Source organism: Nocardioides sp. S5-5 (genome assembly GCF_054954065.1).
Genome location: NZ_CP199913.1, coordinates 16,772 through 37,414 on the forward strand (window position 1 = coordinate 16,772; position 20,643 = coordinate 37,414).

General features: G+C 65.6%; 17 protein-coding genes and 2 tRNA genes. 15 read left to right on the forward strand and 4 right to left on the reverse strand.

Annotation, left to right across the window (positions count from 1 at the left end; all coding sequences use genetic code 11):
- The first annotated feature begins 42 nt into the window (after nt 1-42).
- The 13 genes from gyrA (at nt 43) to ACUP6Y_RS00120 (ending at nt 14,559) form a co-directional block, all read left to right on the forward strand.
- Entirely contained in the window at nt 43-2,742 is a 2,700-nt protein-coding gene (gene gyrA, locus ACUP6Y_RS00060; protein WP_462553543.1) for a DNA gyrase subunit A, read from the forward strand.
- Entirely contained in the window at nt 2,742-3,263 is a 522-nt protein-coding gene (locus ACUP6Y_RS00065) for a DUF3566 domain-containing protein (RefSeq protein WP_462553545.1), read from the forward strand. The genes gyrA and ACUP6Y_RS00065 overlap by 1 nt, the downstream gene beginning before the upstream one ends.
- A gap of 142 nt (nt 3,264-3,405) precedes the next feature.
- Nucleotides 3,406-3,479 (forward strand) — tRNA-Ile (locus tag ACUP6Y_RS00070).
- A 58-nt stretch (nt 3,480-3,537) separates the two neighbouring features.
- Nucleotides 3,538-3,663 (forward strand): DLW-39 family protein, encoded by a 126-nt coding sequence (locus tag ACUP6Y_RS00075; protein ID WP_462553546.1) that lies wholly within the window; start codon nt 3,538-3,540, stop codon nt 3,661-3,663.
- A gap of 56 nt (nt 3,664-3,719) precedes the next feature.
- A tRNA-Ala gene (locus ACUP6Y_RS00080) sits at nt 3,720-3,795 on the forward strand.
- 177 nt (nt 3,796-3,972) lie between these two features.
- The gene (locus ACUP6Y_RS00085; protein WP_462553547.1) at nt 3,973-6,750 is read left to right on the forward strand and encodes a type I restriction endonuclease subunit R; all 2,778 of its coding nucleotides are present in this window, start codon (nt 3,973-3,975) and stop codon (nt 6,748-6,750) included.
- Entirely contained in the window at nt 6,747-7,994 is a 1,248-nt protein-coding gene (locus ACUP6Y_RS00090; protein WP_462553548.1) for a restriction endonuclease subunit S, read from the forward strand. Before ACUP6Y_RS00085 ends, ACUP6Y_RS00090 begins: the two co-directional genes overlap by 4 nt.
- Complete coding sequence (locus tag ACUP6Y_RS00095; RefSeq protein WP_462553550.1) at nt 7,991-9,025, forward strand: restriction endonuclease; 1,035 nt, start codon at nt 7,991-7,993, stop codon at nt 9,023-9,025. Before ACUP6Y_RS00090 ends, ACUP6Y_RS00095 begins: the two co-directional genes overlap by 4 nt.
- Nucleotides 9,022-10,530: a class I SAM-dependent DNA methyltransferase gene (locus tag ACUP6Y_RS00100; protein WP_462553552.1), complete on the forward strand. Its 1,509-nt coding sequence runs from the start codon at nt 9,022-9,024 to the stop codon at nt 10,528-10,530. The genes ACUP6Y_RS00095 and ACUP6Y_RS00100 overlap by 4 nt, the downstream gene beginning before the upstream one ends.
- Nucleotides 10,527-11,174: a DUF7255 family protein gene (locus ACUP6Y_RS00105; protein ID WP_462553553.1), complete on the forward strand. Its 648-nt coding sequence runs from the start codon at nt 10,527-10,529 to the stop codon at nt 11,172-11,174. Before ACUP6Y_RS00100 ends, ACUP6Y_RS00105 begins: the two co-directional genes overlap by 4 nt.
- A gap of 201 nt (nt 11,175-11,375) precedes the next feature.
- Nucleotides 11,376-14,039 (forward strand): MobF family relaxase, encoded by a 2,664-nt coding sequence (gene mobF, locus ACUP6Y_RS00110; protein ID WP_462553554.1) that lies wholly within the window; start codon nt 11,376-11,378, stop codon nt 14,037-14,039.
- A 96-nt stretch (nt 14,040-14,135) separates the two neighbouring features.
- The gene (locus ACUP6Y_RS00115; RefSeq protein WP_462553556.1) at nt 14,136-14,348 is read left to right on the forward strand and encodes a hypothetical protein; all 213 of its coding nucleotides are present in this window, start codon (nt 14,136-14,138) and stop codon (nt 14,346-14,348) included.
- 1 nt (nt 14,349) lies between these two features.
- Nucleotides 14,350-14,559 carry an excisionase family DNA-binding protein gene (locus ACUP6Y_RS00120; protein ID WP_462553557.1) on the forward strand — a complete coding sequence of 70 codons (210 nt, stop codon included), beginning with the start codon at nt 14,350-14,352 and terminating at the stop codon, nt 14,557-14,559.
- A gap of 168 nt (nt 14,560-14,727) precedes the next feature.
- Here ACUP6Y_RS00120 and ACUP6Y_RS00125 read toward each other — a convergent pair whose 3' ends face one another.
- Together ACUP6Y_RS00125 and ACUP6Y_RS00130 are read right to left on the reverse strand one after the other, a co-directional pair.
- Nucleotides 14,728-15,306: a hypothetical protein gene (locus tag ACUP6Y_RS00125; RefSeq protein WP_462553558.1), complete on the reverse strand. Its 579-nt coding sequence runs from the start codon at nt 15,304-15,306 to the stop codon at nt 14,728-14,730.
- Nucleotides 15,307-15,366: 60 nt separating this feature from the next.
- Complete coding sequence (locus ACUP6Y_RS00130; RefSeq protein ID WP_462553559.1) at nt 15,367-15,735, reverse strand: hypothetical protein; 369 nt, start codon at nt 15,733-15,735, stop codon at nt 15,367-15,369.
- 615 nt (nt 15,736-16,350) lie between these two features.
- Here ACUP6Y_RS00130 and ACUP6Y_RS00135 point away from each other — a divergent pair.
- Together ACUP6Y_RS00135 and ACUP6Y_RS00140 are read left to right on the forward strand one after the other, a co-directional pair.
- Nucleotides 16,351-16,749 (forward strand): hypothetical protein, encoded by a 399-nt coding sequence (locus ACUP6Y_RS00135; RefSeq protein WP_462553561.1) that lies wholly within the window; start codon nt 16,351-16,353, stop codon nt 16,747-16,749.
- Nucleotides 16,746-17,414, forward strand: a complete 669-nt coding sequence (locus ACUP6Y_RS00140) for a hypothetical protein (protein ID WP_462553562.1) — start codon at nt 16,746-16,748, stop codon at nt 17,412-17,414. The genes ACUP6Y_RS00135 and ACUP6Y_RS00140 overlap by 4 nt, the downstream gene beginning before the upstream one ends.
- A gap of 291 nt (nt 17,415-17,705) precedes the next feature.
- On the opposite strand, the gene ACUP6Y_RS00145 is transcribed toward ACUP6Y_RS00140, so the two are convergent.
- Nucleotides 17,706-20,102 (reverse strand): AAA family ATPase, encoded by a 2,397-nt coding sequence (locus tag ACUP6Y_RS00145; RefSeq protein WP_462553563.1) that lies wholly within the window; start codon nt 20,100-20,102, stop codon nt 17,706-17,708.
- The gene (locus tag ACUP6Y_RS00150) at nt 20,095-20,643 is read right to left on the reverse strand and encodes a hypothetical protein (RefSeq protein ID WP_462553564.1); all 549 of its coding nucleotides are present in this window, start codon (nt 20,641-20,643) and stop codon (nt 20,095-20,097) included. The genes ACUP6Y_RS00145 and ACUP6Y_RS00150 overlap by 8 nt, the downstream gene beginning before the upstream one ends.

Consider the following 20,643-nt stretch of genomic DNA (forward strand, 5'->3'; position numbering starts at 1 on the left):
GATCTTCTTAGACAGACGTAGAATAACTCAGAGAGAGCAATCGTGACTGAGACGCAGAGCAACCCGGGCGACGGCTTCGGCGGCGGGCGGATCGAGCCCGTCGACCTGCAGGAGTCGATGAAGCGCTCCTACATCGACTACGCGATGGCGGTCATCGTCGGCCGCGCGCTGCCCGACGTGCGCGACGGGTTGAAGCCGGTCCACCGCCGCGTCCTCTACGCCATGTACGACGGCGGCTACCGCCCCGAGCGCGGCTTCAACAAGTGCGCCCGCGTCGTCGGCGACGTGATGGGTAACTACCACCCCCACGGCGACTCGGCGATCTACGACACCCTGGTCCGCCTCGCCCAGCCGTGGGTGATGCGCAACCCGCTGGTCAGCGGCCAGGGCAACTTCGGCTCGCCGGGCAACGACCCGGCCGCGGCCATGAGGTACACCGAGTGCCGGATGGCGCCGCTGGCCATGGAGATGGTCCGGGACATCGACGAGGACACCGTCGACATGACCCCGAACTACGACGGCAAGACCGAGGAGCCGACGATCCTGCCGGCCCGGTTCCCCAACCTGCTGGTCAACGGCTCGGCCGGCATCGCGGTCGGCATGGCGACCAACATCCCGCCCCACAACCTGCGCGAGGTCGCCCAGGGCGCCACCTGGGCGCTCGAGCACCCCGACGCCACCCGCGAGGAGCTGCAGGACGCCCTCATCGAGCGGATCAAGGGCCCCGACTTCCCCAACGGCGCGCTCATCGTGGGCCGCGAGGGCATCGAGCAGGCCTACCGCACCGGCCGCGGCTCGGTCACCCAGCGCGCGATCATCGAGGTCGACGAGGACAAGTCCGGTCGCACCGTCCTGGTGATCACCGACCTGCCCTACATGGTCAACCCCGACAACCTGCTCGTGAAGATCGCCGAGCTCGCCGACGCCGGCAAGGTGCAGGGCATCAGCGACGTCCGCAACGAGACCTCCTCGCGGGTGGGCCAGCGCATCGTCATCGTGCTCAAGCGCGACGCCGTCGCCCGGGTGGTCCTCAACAACCTGCTCAAGCACACCGAGCTGCAGACCAACTTCTCGGCCAACATGCTGGCCCTGGTCGACGGCGTACCGCGGACGCTGAGCATCGACCAGTTCATCAGCAACTGGGTCGAGCACCAGGTCGACGTGATCCGCCGTCGTACCGAGTTCCGGCTGCGGAAGGCCGAGGAGCGGGCCCACATCCTGCGCGGTCTCGTCAAGGCGCTCGACATGCTCGACGAGGTGATCGCGCTCATCCGGCGCTCGCCCGACGTCGCCGAGGCGCGGCAGGGCCTGATGGAGCTGCTCGACGTCGACGAGCTCCAGGCCGACGCGATCCTCGAGATGCAGCTGCGCCGGCTGGCCGCCCTGCAGCGCCAGAAGATCATCGACGACCTCGCCGCGATCGAGCTCGAGATCGCCGACCTCAAGGACATCCTCGCCAATGTCGCGCGCCAGCGGCAGATCGTCATCGACGAGCTCGGCGAGATCGTCGAGAAGTACGGCGACGACCGGCGTACCCAGATCATCGCGGCCGCCGGCGACATGTCCATGGAGGACCTGATCCCCGACGACGACCAGGTCGTCTCGATCACCCGCGGCGGCTACGCCAAGCGCACCCGGGCCGACCAGTACCGCACCCAGAAGCGCGGTGGGAAGGGCGTGCGCGGCGCCTCGCTGCGCGGCGACGACGTGGTCGACCACTTCATCTCGACCACCTCCCACCACTGGCTGCTGTTCTTCACCACCGCCGGTCGGGTCTACCGCACCAAGGTCTACAACCTGCCCGAGGCCTCCCGCGACGCGAAGGGCGGCCACGTCGCCGGCCTGCTGTCGTTCCAGCCCGACGAGTCGATCGCCCAGGTGCTGGCGATCCGCGACTACGAGCAGGCGCCGTACCTCGTCCTCGCGACGAAGAAGGGCCTGGTCAAGAAGACCCGCCTCGGCGACTACAACAGCCCCCGCCAGGCCGGCGTCATCGCGATCAACTTCCGCGACGACGACGACGAGCTGATCGGCGCCGAGCTGGTCAGTGGCGACGACGACATCCTGCTGGTCTCGCGCAAGGGCCAGTCGATCCGCTTCCACGCGGACGACGACCAGCTGCGGCCGATGGGCCGGGCGACGTCCGGCGTCACAGGCATGAAGTTCAAGATCGCGAACGACGCGGTGCTGTCGATGACGGCGATCCGCGCCGCGGACGCGGCCCACGAGGACAGCGACGAGAACATCCAGTACGTCTTCACCATCACCGACGGCGGGTACGCCAAGCGCACCCGGATCGCCGAGTACAAGTCCCAGGGTCGCGGCGGCACCGGCATCAAGGCGATGGCGCTCGCCAACGAGGAACGCGGCTCGCTGGTCGGTGCCTTCATCGTCGTGGACGGCGACGAGGTCCTGTCCATCACCCAGTCCGGCCAGGTCGTGCGCAGCCCCATCAACGAGGACTTCCGGCCCACCGGGCGCTCCACCCAGGGCGTGACCTTCGTGAAGCTCAAGAACAGCGACTCGGTCGCCGTCGTCACCCGCTCCGTCGAGGCGAAGGACACCGACGAGGAGGGCGACGAGGAGGGCGCTGCCGGCGGTGGCGAGGCCGTCGGTGAGGGATCGGCGGAATCGCCGGTTCAGGATCCGGATGCCACAATCGAGGGATCCGACAGCGCCCCGGACGTCGAGGAGGCCGGCCACGGCCGTCACGAGACGCCCGGGGAAGAGAGTGAGAGCTGATGACCGAGCGCGTCGAGGACACCGTGGTCCGGCCGGCGGCCGCCGCAGGCCGCCCTGCCGGCGCCCCCTCGGCGCCCTCCGCGTCCGGGCCCGTCCCGCCGGCTGTGCCGGGCGCCGTACCTGGTCCGGGGGCGGCGGTCCGCGGCCGCACCCCCCGCCGCGCCCGCCTGCGCCTGACCCGGGTCGACCCCTGGTCGGTCATGAAGACGTCGTTCCTGCTGTCCATCGCCTTCGCCGTCGTCACCGTGGTCTCGGTGGCGATGGTGTGGCAGGTCCTCGGCGCCGCCGGCGTCTGGGACTCGATCAACTCCACGATCCAGGAGGGCATCGGCGGCGAGGACGTCGCCTCCTTCCGGATCGAGGACTATGTCGGCACCAGCCGCGTCCTCGGCTTCACCATGCTCGTGGCCGCCATCGACGTCGTCCTCATCACCGCCGCGGCCACCCTCGTCGCCTTCCTCTACAACATGTCCGCCGCCCTCCTCGGCGGCGTCGAGATCACCCTCGCCGAGGACGCCTGAGCCGACGGAGTTCGTCGAGTAGGCCGGCCGCTGGGCGAGGGCGTACAGACGCCGCCCCGTTTTGTCGCCCGCTCGCCCGCTCCGGTAGTGTCTGTCCTCGGCTTGCTGCCGCGGGGCTTCCACCCAGAGCAGCGAGTCACCCGGGCCTATAGCTCAGACGGTTAGAGCACCACACTGATAATGTGGGGGTCAGAGGTTCAAGTCCTCTTAGGCCCACGGAAAGCCCCGGCCGCGCACCCCGCGGACCGGGGCTTCTTCGAAGGAGGAGCGGTTCATGAAGAAGATTCTTCTCGCGATCTTCGGGCTCGTCGGCGTCATCCTCGCCGGCAAGAAGCTCCAGGAGAGCAAGGCCGAGCAGGCCCTGTGGGCCGAGGCCACCGACACGCTTCCCAAGAACTGAATCCACCCGGACGTCGAGGAGGTCGCGCAGCGACCGTCACGAGACGCCCGGGAAGAGGGGCCTTGGCGCAATTGGTAGCGCACCTGCTTTGCAAGCAGGGGGTTGCGAGTTCGAGTCTCGTAGGCTCCACCAGAGAAACCGCAGGTCAGCCTGCGGTTTCTTTCATTTCAAGAGTGCTCTGGTTCGGTTCGAGATTTGGCGCTAGGGGGACTGTAGGGGGAAAGGAATCCAGCGAGCCTGTCGAGAGGATCCAGCGATCCGTCGCCAAACCGCTGTCTCGCCGTCGACCTCTCGATAGCCTGCTGGATCATGAGCCCCTCGGATGAAGCACATCGGCTCGCCGCTGAGCAGCGCGCTCGCGTGCTCATCGATCAGCAGCTCGAGGCTGCCGGCTGGGTGGTCCAGGACAAGAAGGACCTCAATCTCTTCGCCGGCCACGGCGTCGCCGTCCGGGAGGTCGTGATGAAGCCCGGTCACGGCCGGGTCGATTACCTGCTCTACGTCGACAAGGCCGTCGTCGGTGTGATCGAGGCCAAGCCTCAGGGAACGCCACTATCGGGGGTGGAGTGGCAGTCGGCGATGTATGCCGAAGGCCTACCGGCCGACGTACGCCTCAAGGCGCTCACCACCGACGGCCGACTTCCGTTCGTCTTCGAGGCGTCCGGTGGCGAGACCCACTTCACCAACGGCTTTGATCCCGAGCCGCGAGCCCGGGCGATCTTCAACTTCCCGAAACCCGGAACACTCGCCCGAACCATCCGAGCAGCCAACGACGACCCCGACACCGCGACATGGCGCGGGAGGATTCGCAACCTTCCCGAGTTGGACATCGCTCCACTGCGGCCCGCACAGATCACCGCGATCAACGGCATCGAGAAGAGCCTCGCCGAGCAGCGCTTCGACCGCAGCCTCGTTCAGATGGCCACGGGCGCTGGCAAGACCTATACCGCCGTTACCCAGTCCTACCGGCTGCTGAAGTGGGGCGGCTTCAACCGGATCCTGTTCTTGGTCGACCGCAACAACCTCGCCGAGCAGACGCTCGCGGAGTTCCAGAACTACCGCACGCCTGACGATGGCCGCCGATTCACCGAGCTCTACAACGTCGCCAAGCTCAACCGAGGCGGCATGCCTGACTCCACCAAGGTCGCGATCTCCACGATTCAGCGGGTGTTCAAGGTCCTGAAGAACGAAGAGGTCCCCGAGGGCGACGACCAAGGGATCGACGACTTCGTCCCCGAGGCTCCCGTCGAGGTCGGCTACAGCCCAGAACTCCCACCGGAGGCCTTCGACCTGGTCATCGTCGATGAGGCTCACCGCAGCATCTACGGCGTGTGGCGCCGCGTGCTGGAGTACTTCGACGCCCACGTCGTCGGCCTCACGGCGACACCGGGCAAGCAGACCTTCGGCTTCTTTCGGCAGAACCTCGTCTCGGAATACACCTACCCTCAGTCGGTCGCCGACGGCGTCAACGTCGACTTCGACGTCTACCGGATCAAGACCGAGATCAGCGAGCAGGGGTCGGTGATCGAGGCCGGCACTATCGTGCCCAAGGTCGACCGCCGTACTCGTGCCGAGCGGCTCGAGGAGCTCGACGAGGACCTGGAGTACACCGGCAAGCAGCTCGACCGAGCGGTCACCGCGAAGTCCCAGATTCGGTTGGTCCTGGAGACGTTCCGCGACCGGCTGTTCATCGAGATCTTCCCCGGCCGCTTTACGGTGCCCAAGACACTCATCTTCGCCAAGGACGACGCACACGCCGAGGAGATCGTCACCACCGTCCGCGAGGTCTTCGGCAAGGGGAACGACTTTGCCGCGAAGATCACCTACAACGCCCGAGACCCCAAGGGCCAGCTCCAGGCCTTCCGCACCAGCCCGACCCTTCGCATTGCGGTAACCGTCGACATGATTGCCACAGGCACGGACGTGAAGCCGCTGGAATGCGTGTTCTTCATGCGCGACGTCCGCTCGGCGCAGTACTTCGAGCAGATGAAGGGTCGCGGCGCCCGCACCATCGACAAAGCCACCTTCCAGGGCGTCACCCCGGACGCGGAGAACAAGACCCGTTTCGTCCTCGTCGACGCAGTCGGCGTCACCGAGCACGAGTACGTCGAGCCGCCACTCAACCGCGACAAGTCGATCAGCCTCAAGCAGCTCCTCGACAAGGCCGCCACCCTCAACCTGACCGAGGCTGAGACCGCAACTCTCGCCTCACGCCTGTCCGCTTTGGAAGCTCAGCTCGCCCCGGAAGAGCGCACCGAGCTCGACGGCGTTGCCGGCCAGCCGCTCCGCACCATCGTCCGCGCGCTGGTCGACGCCGTCGACCCCGACAAGCAGGCCAAGTTGATCGAGCGAAACCCGTCGATCGATCCTGTCGAGATCATCCAGGACCTGCTGGATGCGGCCATTGAGCCGATCGCGGCAAACCCCGACCTCCGCACTCGGATTATCGAGCTGCGCCGAGCACACGACCGAGTCATCGACGAGGTCAGCTCCGACACCCTGGTCGATGCGTACGGCGTGGTCGACACAGACCGAGCCAAGGCCACCATCGAGTCGTGGAAGGCCTACCTCGAGGAGCATCGCGCCGAGATCACCGCCATTCAAGTGATTCAGGAGTCGAAGGAACGCCGTATCGCCTTCCCGGATATCCAGGAGCTCGCAGATCGCATCTCTCGGCCGCCCTACAACTGGACGCCCGACTTCATCTGGGACGCCTACGTCGCACTCGGGGCGAACTACCGAGGGAGTAACGGGACTCGAACCCGTCACTCCCTCACCGACCTCGTCTCGCTGCTGCGCTTCACCGTTGGCGTTGACGATGAGCTCGTCCCCTACGCTGATCGAGTTCAGGAGAGGTACGTCGCCTGGCTCACCCAGCAGGGACAGGCGGGCGTTACGTTCACCGAGACGGAGAGGTGGTGGCTCGACCGCATGGTCGCCGTCATCGCAGCCTCCGCGGGCATTTCAGTCGACGACCTCGACGAAGCTCCGTTCACCGAACGTGGTGGTGTCGACGGTGTACTGCGAGACCTTGGTGACCAGGCTGGCGAGCTCATCGATGCACTCAATCGGGAGCTCACCGCGTGACTCTTCCCGAAGGCTGGCAGGAGGCTTCGCTTGGCGAGGTGTGCCGGATTGCGTCAGGCGCGACTCCGAAGACGGGAGTTCCCGAGTACTGGGGTGGTGAGATCCGCTGGATCACGCCGAATGACCTATCGAAGGACCGATCACAGACGTTGACCGCAGGTGAACGCTCGCTGAGCCAGGCTGGCTACGAATCGTGTAGCGCGCGATTGTTCCCTGCCGGATCGGTGATCGTCAGCTCGCGCGCACCTGTGGGCTACGTTGCCATCGCCGGCACCGAAATGTGTACCAATCAAGGGTGCAAGACGGCCGTTCCGCCCGACACGATCGACTCGAAGTATCTTTATTGGTATCTGGTAGCTGCGAGGCCCGACCTTGAAGCTCGGGCGAGTGGGACGACCTTCAAAGAGATCTCGTCCAAGCGGTTCGCCGATACTCGGCTGCGGTGGCCAGATCTCCGCGAGCAGCGCCGTATCGTCGCCATCGTCGAAGACCACCTCTCCCGCCTCGACGCCGCTGAGGCAGGAATTCGCACCTCAGCGAGACGACTCGGAAAGTTGCGGGAGGTCGCGCTTGCCGCCGCAATCGCGGAGGCCAAGGTGACCGAGGGCGTGACGATCCACCGCTTGGGTGACCTGGCGAGGATTGGTAGCGGGATGACGCCACTTCGCGGAAACAAGGCGTTCTACGAAGGTGGAACGATTCCTTGGATTACCAGCGGTGACCTGCATCAGGGACGTATCACAAACGCGAAGAACTTCGTCACCGAACAGGCATTGGAGCAGACCACGCTGAAGGTAGTCCCCGCGGGCTCGCTACTCATTGCGATGTACGGCGAGGGAAAGACTCGCGGAACCGCCGCAGAGCTCGCCATTGACGCCACCACGAATCAGGCGTGCGCCTCTGTGACGCTTCACGACCCCACACTTCGACCTTGGGTTCGCCTCGTTCTCGACGGCAACTACGCTGGTCTTCGCCGGTTGGCAGCGGGCGGTGTCCAGCCCAATCTCAATCTCACCCTGGTGAAGGCGATCGAGATCCCGGTTCCACCCGCCGCAGAGCGTGAAGAGCTCGCACGCCGTGTCGCGGAGGTCGACGTCTCCGCGGCGAAGCTCGAGGAGGAGTTGGGAAAGGCCGCGCACCGGGGCGCGGTTCTCCGACGCTCACTCCTGACTGCCGCTTTCCTGGGGCGCCTGCCTGGCGTGATGAGTGAACTCTCTAAAGTCGAGGAGATGATCGACGCATGAGCACCACCATGTGGGGCATCCACAACGACGCGCTCGGAGCCGAGTTGGTCGAGAGGGGCTTCATCTCCATCGGTTGGGAGGCTATTCCGGACCTCCACACCATCGGCGATGACCGCGAACGGCTCAAGGACCTGGTCCGTCGGACGTTCCCGGCCATCAAGCCCGGAGCCGTTCCCGTCTGGACTGGAGTCCTATACCGGTTCGGCTTCGAAATGAAGGTGGGCGACCTGGTCATCGCCCCCTACAAGCCGGACAGCACACTGAACTTCGGCGTCATCGAGGGCGACTACGAGTACGACGCTCAGGTTTCGCGACACCCGCACCGGCGGAAGGTCAGGTGGCTCAAGACGGGAGTCGCGCGTGGGCTGTTCCCGCAGGCAGCCCTCTACGAGATCGGCTCGGCCGTGACCCTGTTCAGGGTGCGCAAGCACGCGGACATCTTTCGACAATTCCTCGACGCGGCGTCTGACGAATCCTTCGAGGCTGCGGTGCCCCAGGTGGTCGTTCCGTCTGACGAAACCGCGGCTGCGGTTGAGGACGAGCCGAACGCCGACCGGATCGAGCAGCACACACGCGACTTCATCGTGAAGGTGCTCCACAAGGAGATCAGCGATGAGCAGTTCGAGCACTTCACCGCGGACCTGCTCCGGGCGATGGGCTACCAGGCGCGGGTCACCCAGTTCAGCGCCGACGGCGGCGTGGACGTACTCGCGCACAAGGACCCGCTCGGGCTGGAGCCCCCACTGATCAAGGTGCAGTGCAAGCACACCACGGCAAGCCGGGGCCGTCCCGACGTGCAGCAACTGATCGGCACGCTCTCCGCCGGCGAGGTCGGGTTGTTCGTGACGCTCGGGACCTTCAGCAAGGATGCGGTCGACCTCGAACGAGAGCGTCAGAACCTCCGTCTCTTCGGCGGGGCCGACATCACCCGCCTCACGCTGGAGCACTACCACCAGCTGCCAGCGCGCTGGCGTGAGTTGATGCCGCTGCGCCCGCTGCTCGTGGTCGACCGCGCTCCGGAGTCGCAGTGAGCGGCATCGACAGTCGCCGCTTGGTCGACAAACTTTGGTCGTACTGCAACGTCCTGCGCGACGACGGCGTTGGCGTCATCGAGTACACCGAACAGTTGACGTACCTGTTGTTCCTCAAGATGGCGCACGAACGAGCGACCCGAAAGTTGAAGCCGCAGCAGATCGTGCCCGAGGAGTACTCGTGGCAGAAGCTGCTCGACGCCGAAGGCACGCAACTCGAGTTCGAGTACACCCGCATCCTCGTCGGTCTCGCGCAGCAGCCCGGGACGCTCGGCACGATTTTCCGCAAGGCACAGAATCGGATCCAAGACCCGGCCAAGCTTAAGCGGCTCATCGTCGATCTCATCGACCAGGAGCAGTGGTCGGCCTCCGGAACCGACATCAAGGGCGATGCCTACGAACAGCTGCTGTCCAAGGGCGCTTCCGACAAGGGCTCGGGAGCCGGGCAGTACTTCACTCCGCGAGATTTGATCCACGCGATCGTCGACGTCATCCAGCCGACGCCGGATGACACTGTCGTCGACCCGGCCTGTGGCACCGGTGGCTTCCTCCTCGTCGCCCACGAGTACGCCTCCAAGGACGCTGAGCACCTCACACCGACCCAGCGCGATAACCTCCGTGACCGGTTCGCCAACGGTTATGAGCTCGTCGACGGCACGGCTCGCCTTGCTGCGATGAACCTCTTGTTGCATGGGATCGGCTCCGCCGACGGTGAGTCGCTCATCGACGTTCGGGACGCACTCATCGCTGACCCGGGCAGGCGTTGGTCGGTCGTCCTCTCCAACCCGCCGTTCGGCCGGAAGTCGTCGCTGACCATGGTCGGCGCCGATGGTCGTGAGGTGCGTGAGGACACCGAGATCGAGCGGCAGGACTTCGTCGTCACGACATCCAACAAGCAGCTCAACTTCCTGCAACACATCATGACGATCCTGGACATCAACGGCCGTGCGGCCGTTGTCCTCCCCGACAACGTGCTCTTCGAGGGCGGCGCCGGCGAGACGCTGCGCCGCAAGCTCCTGGCCGACTTCGACCTGCACACCATGCTGCGGCTTCCGACCGGCATCTTCTACGCCCAAGGCGTGAAAGCCAACGTGCTGTTCTTCGACAAGAAGCCGGCGTCGGAGGAGCCGTGGACGAAGAAGCTGTGGGTCTACGACCTGCGGACCAATCAGCACTTCACGCTGAAACAGAACCCACTGCGGCGCCACCACCTCGACGAGTTCGTCGAGTGGTACCTTCCGAGCAAGGTGCGGGACGAGCGGGTCGAGAGCGGCGAGGACGGCCGCTGGCGGTCCTTCGGCTACGACGAGCTGATCGCACGTGACAAGGTCAATCTCGACATCACCTGGCTTCGCGATGAGTCGCTCGAGAACATGGACAACCTTCCAGCGCCCGAGGTGATTGCCCGGGAGATTGTCGAGGACCTGACGGCCGCACTTGCCGAGTTCGAAGCCGTGACAGCTGCCCTGGAGGCCGCAACGCCAGCAGCTCAGGATGACCGATGACGCGGACGGGCGCTCGTGCCACAGCGCTCTCCGAGTTGCTGGAAGCGGGCGGCCTCATAGCCGCTGAGCGACCGCCGAGGCCGAGGATCAACGAAGTTCCCGACGTCGCGAGAGTCCGGATCAACGAGGTCTATCGGGCTCTGAATGGGAACCCAGACATGCTGCATCAAGCACGGCCCGGCGCGTTCGATCTTTGTGTTTCCACCAACGATGGCCCCCTCATCGTCGAGCTTGACGAGGAGCAACACTTCAACCGGTACCGCGCAACGACGCTGTCATTTCCCTGGGCCGAAGGCCTCCCGTGGGTGAGTGCCTATCGCGACTATTCGCATGTTCATGAGGCCGACCTCGCACGGAAGTTCATCTCGGGCGGGCGCTGGACCAACGCATCCGCACCCCGCTTCTTCGGCACAGCATCCGCGCCGGGAGACTTCATCGGTGTGGGGTCGCCGCGGTGGCGCCAACGTGCCTTCTACGACGCTGTGAAAGACCTTCTTCCAGGTATTCGGTTGGCTCGCATCGCGGTCTTCGATGTCCTTGATGGCCGTCCGGTTGAGGCCATCCTTCGCTCGAAGGACCACTCTGCCGCATGGGCAATCCGGCGGCTCGTCGAATCACGCACCCACTCCTGGCCCACTCCCTGAGCCTCTGAAAGGGTCCGTCCGGCGCGCTCATCCAAGCCGTCGATCGGATCGTCATTGACGTCCGTTGACGAAGCCTGAATAGACCAAGGTCGACGCCCTCCCCAGCCCTCTCAAAGCAGCGGCACGCATGCTACGAAGTTCCGTAGAAGGTCCGTCCCCCCGGGGACGGACCAGCGTCATTTCAGGGGCCTTTGACGAGACGTGACGGGCGGTGACGGCCACATCATGCACGGTGGAGTGAAGTTCTACCGCGGGTCCGCAGCCGCCGCGCGCTCCTACGTCGAGGCCGACCACTCCCGCGCCGACGACTACTACCTCGCCGACGGCACCGGCGTCGCCGAGCATTACTCGGTCGTCGTCGGCGACGATGGCGTGCGCACCGAACGATGCGGCGACCTCGACGGCGCCAGCTACGAGCGCTGGGTCGCCGGGTACGACCTCGCCACCGGCCAGGCGAAGGGTCGACTGCGCGACGACGACCACGCGCTCCGCTTCGTCGAGGTCGTCGTCAACGGACCCAAGACCTGGTCGCTCGCCGCCGCGCTCCATCCCGACATCGCCGACGCCTACGAGGACGCGCAGACGCGCGCCGCCGGCGAGGTCATCAGCTGGGTCGCACAGCACGCGACGACGCGCATCGGACCACGCGGTCGACAGGTCCAAGTGCCGGTTGAGAAGATCGATGCCGCGCTCGTCCGGCATTACACCTCCCGCGCCGGCGACCCGCACCGACACCTCCACCTCCAGATCAACGCCCGCGTGTTCGCGCGCGGCGCGTGGCGCGGCCTCCACTCCGTCGGCGTCGTCGACTCCATCGAGGCGCTCAACGGCATCGGCCACGCCGCCGTCATGTGCGACCCGCAGTTCCGTGCCGCACTCGCCGCCCGCGGCTACACCCTCGACGACGCCGGCGAGATCAACGAGCTCACGCCGTACGCCGGACGGTTCAGCCAGCGCGCCTCGCAGATCGGCCGCAACGTCGACCGTTACGAAGCCGAGTGGCGCGCCGACAACCCCGGGCACGAGCCGGGACCGAAGCTGCGCCGCTCGTGGGACCGACGCGCCTGGGCCGACGCCCGCCCCGACAAGGTCGCACCCGCCGACGGCGCCGACCTCGTCCGGCGCTGGAACGACGAACTCCACGACCTCGGCTTCCGACCTCCCAATGAACCATCCGTCGCGAAGGCGGCGACGATCGGCCAAGTACGACGCGACGCCGTCGCCGAACTCATCGTCACCCGACTCGGTTCCAAGCGATCGTCCTGGAACGCCGCCGACCTCCGCGGCGAGGCTGAGAAGGTCATCGCTTCCATCGGACTCGTCGCCGAGCGACCCGCACGCGTCGAGCTCGCTGGGGACATCACCGCTAGAGCTGTCAGCACCTGCCGCACCCTGCGCGACCGAACCGACGTCCCCGACCACATCCGCAACCTCACCTCCGACCACGTCCTCGCCGTCGAGGCCGACCTCATCGACGCCATCGCCGCCCGCGCACTGCAACCGGTCGAGCCCGTCACCGTCCGCGGGGGGCAGCTCGACGCCGCACAACGCGACGTCGTCGGCGCACTCGCCGGCCGCGCCGGCACACTCGTCATCGAAGGAGCCGCCGGCACCGGCAAGACCACAACCCTCGCCGCCGCGCACCGCGCGCTCGAGCTCCAGGACCGTCGCCTCGTCGTCGTCACCCCCACCCTCAAGGCTGCCCAAGCCGCACAGCAACAGGTCGGCGCCGACGCCTTCTCAGCCGCGAAACTGATCCACCAACACGGCTTCCGGTGGGACGAGGACGGCCGCTGGTCACGCGTCGACGCCGCGCCCGACGCACGAGCGCGGCTGCTCCCCGGCGACGTACTCCTCGTCGACGAGGCCGGCATGCTCGACCAGGACACCGCCCGCGCGCTCTTCGCGATCGCCGACCACGCCGGTGTCACCATCGCGCTTCTCGGCGACCGCCACCAGCTCCCCGCCGTCGGCCGCGGCGGTGTCCTCGACCTCGCCGTCCGATGGGCGCCGCCCGAGGCGCACTTCGAGCTCGAGTCCGTCCACCGCTTCAGCGACGAGACGTACGCCGACCTCAGCCTCCTGATGCGCACCGGGGAACACCCCGCCGCCGTGTTCGACGCCCTCCTCGAACGCGGGCAGATCGTCGTGCACGCCAGCGTCGTCGAACGCACCGCCGCCGTCGCCGACACCGGTGCCCGCGGCGACGAACTGATCATCGCCGACACCCGTGAACAGGTCGCGGACATCAACGCCGCCATCCGCGACAGGCGACAGCCCGACGGCGAGCACGTCGGTGAGCCCGTCACCCGGCGCGGCGAACGGATCGGACTCGGCGACCGCGTCGCCACCCGGCGCAACGACCGCGACCTCGGCGTCGCCAACCGCGACGTCTGGACCGTCGCCGGCATCGGTGACGACGGCGGCCTGTTCGTCGTCGGTCACGGCGGACAACGAACGCTGCCTCGCGATTACGTCAGCGACCACGTCGAGCTCGCCTTCGCCACCACCGCCTTCGGCGCCCAGGGCCAGACCGTCGACTTCGCCCACCTCGTCGTCGGCGAGCACACCGGTGCCGCCGCGGCGTACGTCGCCATGACCCGCGGCCGCCACAACAACGTCGCCCACCTCGTCGCCGACACCCTCGACGACGCACGCCGGCAGTGGATCGAGGTCTTCGGCCGCGACCGCGCCGACCTCGGCCCTGGCCACGCCGCGACCCGAGTCGACGAGGACATCGACCGCTATGGCACCCGTCTCCCCGACGAATCCTGGACCCCAGCGCCGAGGCCGCTCGGGCGCGACCGATCCGAGATTCGGCCGACAACAGGTGCTCAGCAACGTGTCCGGGGCGTCGGTCGCTGACATCGCTGCTCGGACCTGATCGCTGCGAACCGCCTATCGCACATAGGTGACTGGAGCGGCCGACGTCGGTCGCTCGTCAACCCAAGGGAGTCATCGATGAGCATCAAGCCGCTGGGCGTCCCCGACGAGTGGTACGACAACCACATCCTCATGTTCGAGGAGTTCTGCGCCTTCATCCGTACGCCGCAGCGCACCGTCCGCGAATGGCGTCGCCTCAGGCGCGGTCCACGCTGGTGGCGCTTCAACGGCAACGGACGTCTCTACACGACCGTCGCCGAGCTGCGCCGCTTCCTCAAGGCAGGGGAGTGAGATGACCGCCGCTGCGGGGTCCGCGGAGGAGCGTCCGCGCTGGCTGAGCATCACGGGCGCTGCCGTCTGGGTGAGCTTGTCCGCCAAGACCATCCGTCGCAAGATCGCCGCCGGTGAGCTGCGCGCCTACCGCTGCGGCAAGACGATCCGCATCAAGACCGACGACTTGGAAGCGATGATGCGGCCCGTGCCGTCGGCCAAGGACTGGTGAGCCGCGACCTGTCACGGGATCAGAACTCGTGCCTGAGTTCGCTACAGAGGCCGGCGGAAACGCTGTGCGGCGCCAGGTTTCTGTCGATGTGCCATAAAACTGGTGGTCCGAGCGCGTCGACGTCAGGGAACGGCCCGCTCCCCGGGAGATGGGTGCGGCCGTACGAGCTTAATCTCGGAGATGGGCGAGCCGATCGCGCACCCGAAGGTAGGCAGCCTCACCATCTCGCTCGGGTGCCGCGACGCGTACGACGCCGTTGAACCCCATCGCGGGGGTTGCAAGGTCGCGGAGCGCGTCGTTGTAGGCCCGCTGACGCTGACGTCCACCTGCGCCGAAGCCCACGGCCGGCTTGCCCGGTCGGTAGCGGTCGGCCTTGAACGACCAGATGCGGCAGAGCTCGCGGTACTCACCGATATCGAACCCAAGGTCGACGTCCGGGGGGTAGAGACCCAGCGTTGCCAGGCGCCAGGTGGTGAAGTGCTGGTGCTCGTCAATCTCGATGAACGTCCCTGAGTCCGGGTGCAGGAAGTCCCCCGGCAACGAGGTGAGTCGCTTGGCCGATTGCTCCGCGGCGATGCCGTCGAGAGAAGTGAAGATCTGAGACATCGGCTCGATCGCGGAGGCCGCTTCGGGAGGCAGACCGAAGTGGCCTCGCTGATTGATCCACGGGACGCGGGCCCGGACCAACCGGATACCGTCCTCGGCAGCCGCGGCCAAGAACGCGTTCTCGGTGTCGCCTCGAGCCATGGTGCGACTCTAGAAGCCGGGCCCGACTCGAGCCGTCGGTTTGGTAGCCGGGGGCACGCATCAGTTCTGATAGGTCAGAACGATCGGTTTGGTGGTCACGCTCACCTCAGGCAGCTCGGCCAGCACGGCGCAGACAACCGACGAGCGCTTGACGTTGAGATCGTCCGACGACACCAGTTCGGCGTTGGTCAGGCGGCCTCGCCCGACCAATCGCTTCCACGCCGCCTCGAACATCCAAGCTGGCACGAGCTGGGGGCCCATGGCGGCAGCCCGAGTCTTCTCGGTCTCGACGCTCAGTCCAGCCTCGGAGATCGCGACGATGCGGTTCGGCCGGTGATCCCCCAACGTGTGTACGACCTGCCCCGCGGAGAGGTGCGTCTGGAGCAGGTCGAAGAGCTCAGGGCTGAAGTCTCCCGCGTTCGAGGTCATGCTATCGATCGTGCCAGACCTCGCCCGCCCGGATGCGAGCCGAAACGCGGCGGTCTGGCGCACCGAATTCTTGCTCACGTCGCCGGTCGGCGTGTGAGCGATGAGAAGCTGACGTGATCACCCCCGGGCTGACCGCCTGACACCTCATCGAGGAGCACGCAGCGCCCACCACTACGAGGACTTGACCCTGCCCACCGACGGCACCATAGATATCCATCTCGCCGAGACCTCCGGCTGTAGCGCAACGTGCTCGAGCGCAGGAAAGACGATGCGGGTCCTTTGTTGAGAAGCAGTTGAACTCGGAGCCGGGCTTCGACAGCTCGACCCTCCCTACGGTGGCTGCCAGCCCTCCATCGGGCACTTGGCTACAGGCAGGTCCGGGTGTGGATCGGCGAGGTCCTGGCCGCTATCGAGGAAGCAGCCGCTTGAGACAAGCAGGTGACTTCGAGACCTGCCGCTCCCGTGTACGACGACGAATCTCGGCGATAGTCGGACAAGTCGGTCGATGATTGGATCGCGGCGGATCGACGCGTTCGTGAAGACTCAGTCGGCATTTGCGGCTAAATCGACCGAAGGTGGTGACGCGGACGCAGGCGGTGCCGGAGGATTGGGTTCATGGATCAGGGCGACTACGAGGCCTTTTACAGGCATGTCCGTGTAGCACTTCAGGTCGCGGGCCGCGGTGATCTCGACGTCCGGATCGTCGAGGCTCAACGATTGAATGACTCCCGGGGGTCAAGCGAGGATGTTGAGTCGTACCTGTTGGCTCTGCGCCAGGAGATGATTCTGGAGAGCGCTGGGGCAGCGCGCCGAACCATGGAGGTTTACCGCAACTTCCAGTCGCCGACCGGGACCGGGGTCACCGGCATCGTTGTAGACATACAGGATCAAGACCGCGCCTCTTTCGGCGATATTCGGACAGTTGAGTTGGTTGGATCTACTGCTCTGGACGAGCTCGTCGGCGAACTGGAGGAACTACTAAGCCGCGTCCGCGAGGATCGGGCAAGCGGATGAACTTGACCCTTACCGAAGCCAAGGCAGCGGCCGATAAGATTTTTGCGAAGTATGCCGCAGCAGTTCCATCGACCAGCGTCATCGCGCCGTCGCTTACGTCTGGGAAGATGTACGAGGCTTGGATCCTCTCCCTGGTACTTCAGCGGCTCGAGGTGGACGAGGGATTCACAGTCCACTTGATCGGCAGCTCGAAAGTTCACCTAAAGTCATCGCCTGGGCCGATCAACCCGAGCTACCCTCACTTCGAGCTGCGAAAGAACGGCGTGTCGGTATTCGAGGTTTGGACGGACGTCGAGTTCGCAACTTTCAGTTACTCGAAGACCTACTCTTCTGGTACCCCAACGGCCGCCCATCGCCACGAGCTTGACGTGGTAGTCGTCCCAACAGGAACTACTGGTTACCCGGGGCATGACGTGATCGCCCTAGCCGTCGAATGCAAGAACAGCGACTTTAGTAAAGCGATGGCTCGGGCTGCCCTCGGCGTGCGGCGCGAACTGAGCCTGCTGTCTCACCCCAAGGCGACGAATTTTGCAATCTGGCCCGCGCACGAGGTCCCTGCCGATCCTCCCTCTGTCCTCATCGTGTATTCGACCCACCCTGGCGTGGCCCAATACAACGCAGCCGGTGCAATCTTCGGTGTGCAGTTTGTCGAGGAGCCGATGTGATCCTTCGGTCGACGCAAGACTGCCTCGGCGTTCTGCGCCGGACCACGGCATGCGGCTTCATCCCGTATAAGCCGCCACTTGCAGTCGGGCAGACCTCAGGTGCAGATCCCGCCTTCCGGCGGGCGATCGAGGCGGATAGACGCACGTGACAGCGCGAGCAGCCGGCGGTAGAAGCCTGAGATCCGTGCGTTCGTTAGGAGTTGGGCCGATCATTACGAGGAGGGTGCTGGCCGCTCCGCGACGGGTGGCCGCGCGAATCATCGCTGTTCAAACGTGTCGAGATACTCGCGTTCAGCCGGTAATGGTCTGATCCTCGACATATGCGCGGTGTCGAATTCCGCTGTCCTCGTCATTGGCGCGATCGCCTAGTTCGACGGTTATCAGAGTGTCACCCGGGTACGCGGGGCTCAGTTCGAGGGTGAGGTAGTCGAACAGTTCTCGTTCGTGAACTGCAATAATGACCTGACGTTTGAGCTGCTTGGACAGTGTTCGGATTAGTGCGGCGAATTGCGCAACGTGAACCTCGTCCATCGCCTGAACGGGATCGTCGAAGACAAGACACCGCATGCGTGGCTCCACCGCAAGGTGGAGTGCGATGAACAAGGAGAGCGCGGCAGTGTTCAAGTTTCCTGCCGACAGCATCATCTGCGGCGGGCCGCCGGGCTCGCCGTTCCGGAGCCTCGTCTCCAAGGAAACTTCAAGCGTCGTCTTGGTGGCTGACGGGATGCCGAACGCAGGAATGAATTCCTCACTGGGAGCCAGGCGCATGAACAGGTCAGCCCACACGTTGTTGAGCGACTCAGTGAAAACGCGTTGCACGATGGTGGTGCGTGCCGCGGATGCTGCGTCATGGACTTGGCGTGCGACCCGTTGGCGCCGCTTCGCTTCCGTCACACGAGACTCCCACTTGGCCTTTCGCTCAACGCCTTCGGCTACTACCGCCGTAAGGCGCTCGTACTCGACCTTGGCCGCGTTCAGCCTCCTCGCCCCTTCATCAAGATTGCGGCGAGCTACCTCGTGAAGTTGAAACGCTTCGATCGCGGTGGCCGACAGCTCCGACAGGCGTCGGCAGGTCTGCAGGGCCGACTCCTCGAGGTCGACGGCGGTATCGAGACCGGCAGCGAACCGGGTCAACTCGGCGTCAATGTATGCATACTCGCGGTCGGCGGTCACGAGTTCCTCGACGAGGCTTCGAGCGTCCCGCTCGGCGGCGTCAACCGCATCGCCTTCGTGAATGATCGGATCGAGCTCATCGAGTTCCCGGTCGAGAGATTCCAGCAGCGTGCGTCGGCTCTCAAGGGCACTTAGCCCTTCGGCGTCGAGCAGTTGCGCTGCGACCAGATTTCGAGCCTGTACATGCTGGTCGACCTCCTGAGCGAGCTCGTCGCGTCGGCGGCGCAGTGTCGTGAGCGCGGCGCCTTGTTCTGCAAGGCGAGCGAGTTTGTTGTCGAGATGGTCGGCTAAGTGGCCGATCCGGAGCTCGGCGTAGTCGCGGTCGCACACTGGGCACATGTCGTCCGTGATGACTTCACGGAGCGTCGCCAGACCCTCCACGAGGGTTGAGGCTTCGGCCTGTGCGGTAGCCAGCTGCTCGACCGTACTCGCGAGGTCACGTTGGTGCGACGCAAGTAGCTGTTCGGTCGCGGTCTGTTCGCGACGCAGTTGGTCCTGATGTTGAAGGACCGAGGACGTCTTGGTCAACTCGCCTGCAAGGCCTTCCCGCCAGCCGTTCGACAGATCGATGCCCGCCGAAGAAGCAGCGTCGACCCACCGGAGCACGGAAGGTTGTCTGCGCTCCCGCCACGCTGCCTTCGCCGCGGCCGCCTCTTCCAAGGCGGTTCTCGCATCGAAAACGCGTTGGCTTGTTGGCCTCTCAGCTACGGCTTCGATTCGTCCACGCAGCGCGGCGAGCTCACGGTCAACCTCTAGGGCATGGGGGAGAACAGGCTCCGGCACGCGGGCACCGTTCTCTGCCATCTCCAGCAACTGGTCGACATTTGCCCCAGCGACATCGATTCCTGTCACCGTCAGTAGTCGGGCAACTTCGGCTGTGGCTTGTTCGAGCTCTCGCCCGGCGTTCTCGCGCGCCGCTGAGGCTTGCTTGAGTTCGGCACTCGCGCGCTTCGCGGTGTTGTCGGCCTCGGCCAGGTTGGTTGCGAGGTTCTTCAAGAGCCGAAGGTCCGTCGCGTCATGAAGTCCGCTGCGCAACGCGTCGAGGTGCTCAAGTCCGAGGAGTTCGTTCACGAAACGGGCTAGAAGCGACTCTTGTTTGCCGTCGCGCAACTGATACAGCTCCAGCAGGCGCCCGAGGGACGCCTGGTCGAGATAGCAGCGCTCGTTGAAGAACCGCGCCAGCTCACGGTTCAGCGCAGGCTCCCCGCCCACGCGGCTCCCCCCCACCGTCATCCGGTCCATGAGAGAAGGACGCAACGTTTCCGCGACATCTACTTGAACAGTCGCAAATTCCTGGCCCGTGAACGGCAGATGAGCCGTGTAGCGGTCATCTTGGCGAGCCATCGATCCAACGCGTCCCGTCAGCGCCATCTCGAGCGCGGAGAGGATACTGGTTTTTCCGGTGCCGTTTGGGCCGTGGATGAGGACGATAGGGGCATCTAACGGAATCGTCCGAGTGCCCTCGATCCGTCGAAAGTCACTGACGGCGAGGCTCTTCAATGGCCATTCAGTCATCGATGTCCTCGCCTTCGGGGACCACCGCGTCCACATAATCGCGCAAAACGGTTCGGACTCGCTCAGGCCCACCCACGGCAGCGTCTACAAAACGCATGTGCTCAGCCGTTGCATCCGGCCCGAGCGCGGCGACGACCTCGCCGAGTGGATCGCCTCCGGTGTCCATCACGGACGGCAGCCGGATCGGCAAAAGGACAGCGGCAGCGCGCTCCACCTGCTGGGCCGTCGGGTCTTCGGTGTCGAGAATCAGGACTCGTGCGCTGCGTTCGAGGTCGGACTTGTCAGATGCCGCCATCGGCCCCAAGACGATGACGGTCACGGGCCGCGGCGATTGGGCCATGTCCAGCGTCCTGGCTAGCACTCCGACCAGGCGCAGCAGGCGACGGGCCGGCATCGACGATGAGGCAACCACCACCAGGTCGTGGGAAGAGCCGGTGCCGCGGGCTGCGGCCTCGAACTCGAACTCAACGCCCGCAACAGTCAACGGCTTCGCTAGGCGGATGAAGTCTGCTTTCTCGAGAACCTCCAGGACAGTCTCCAC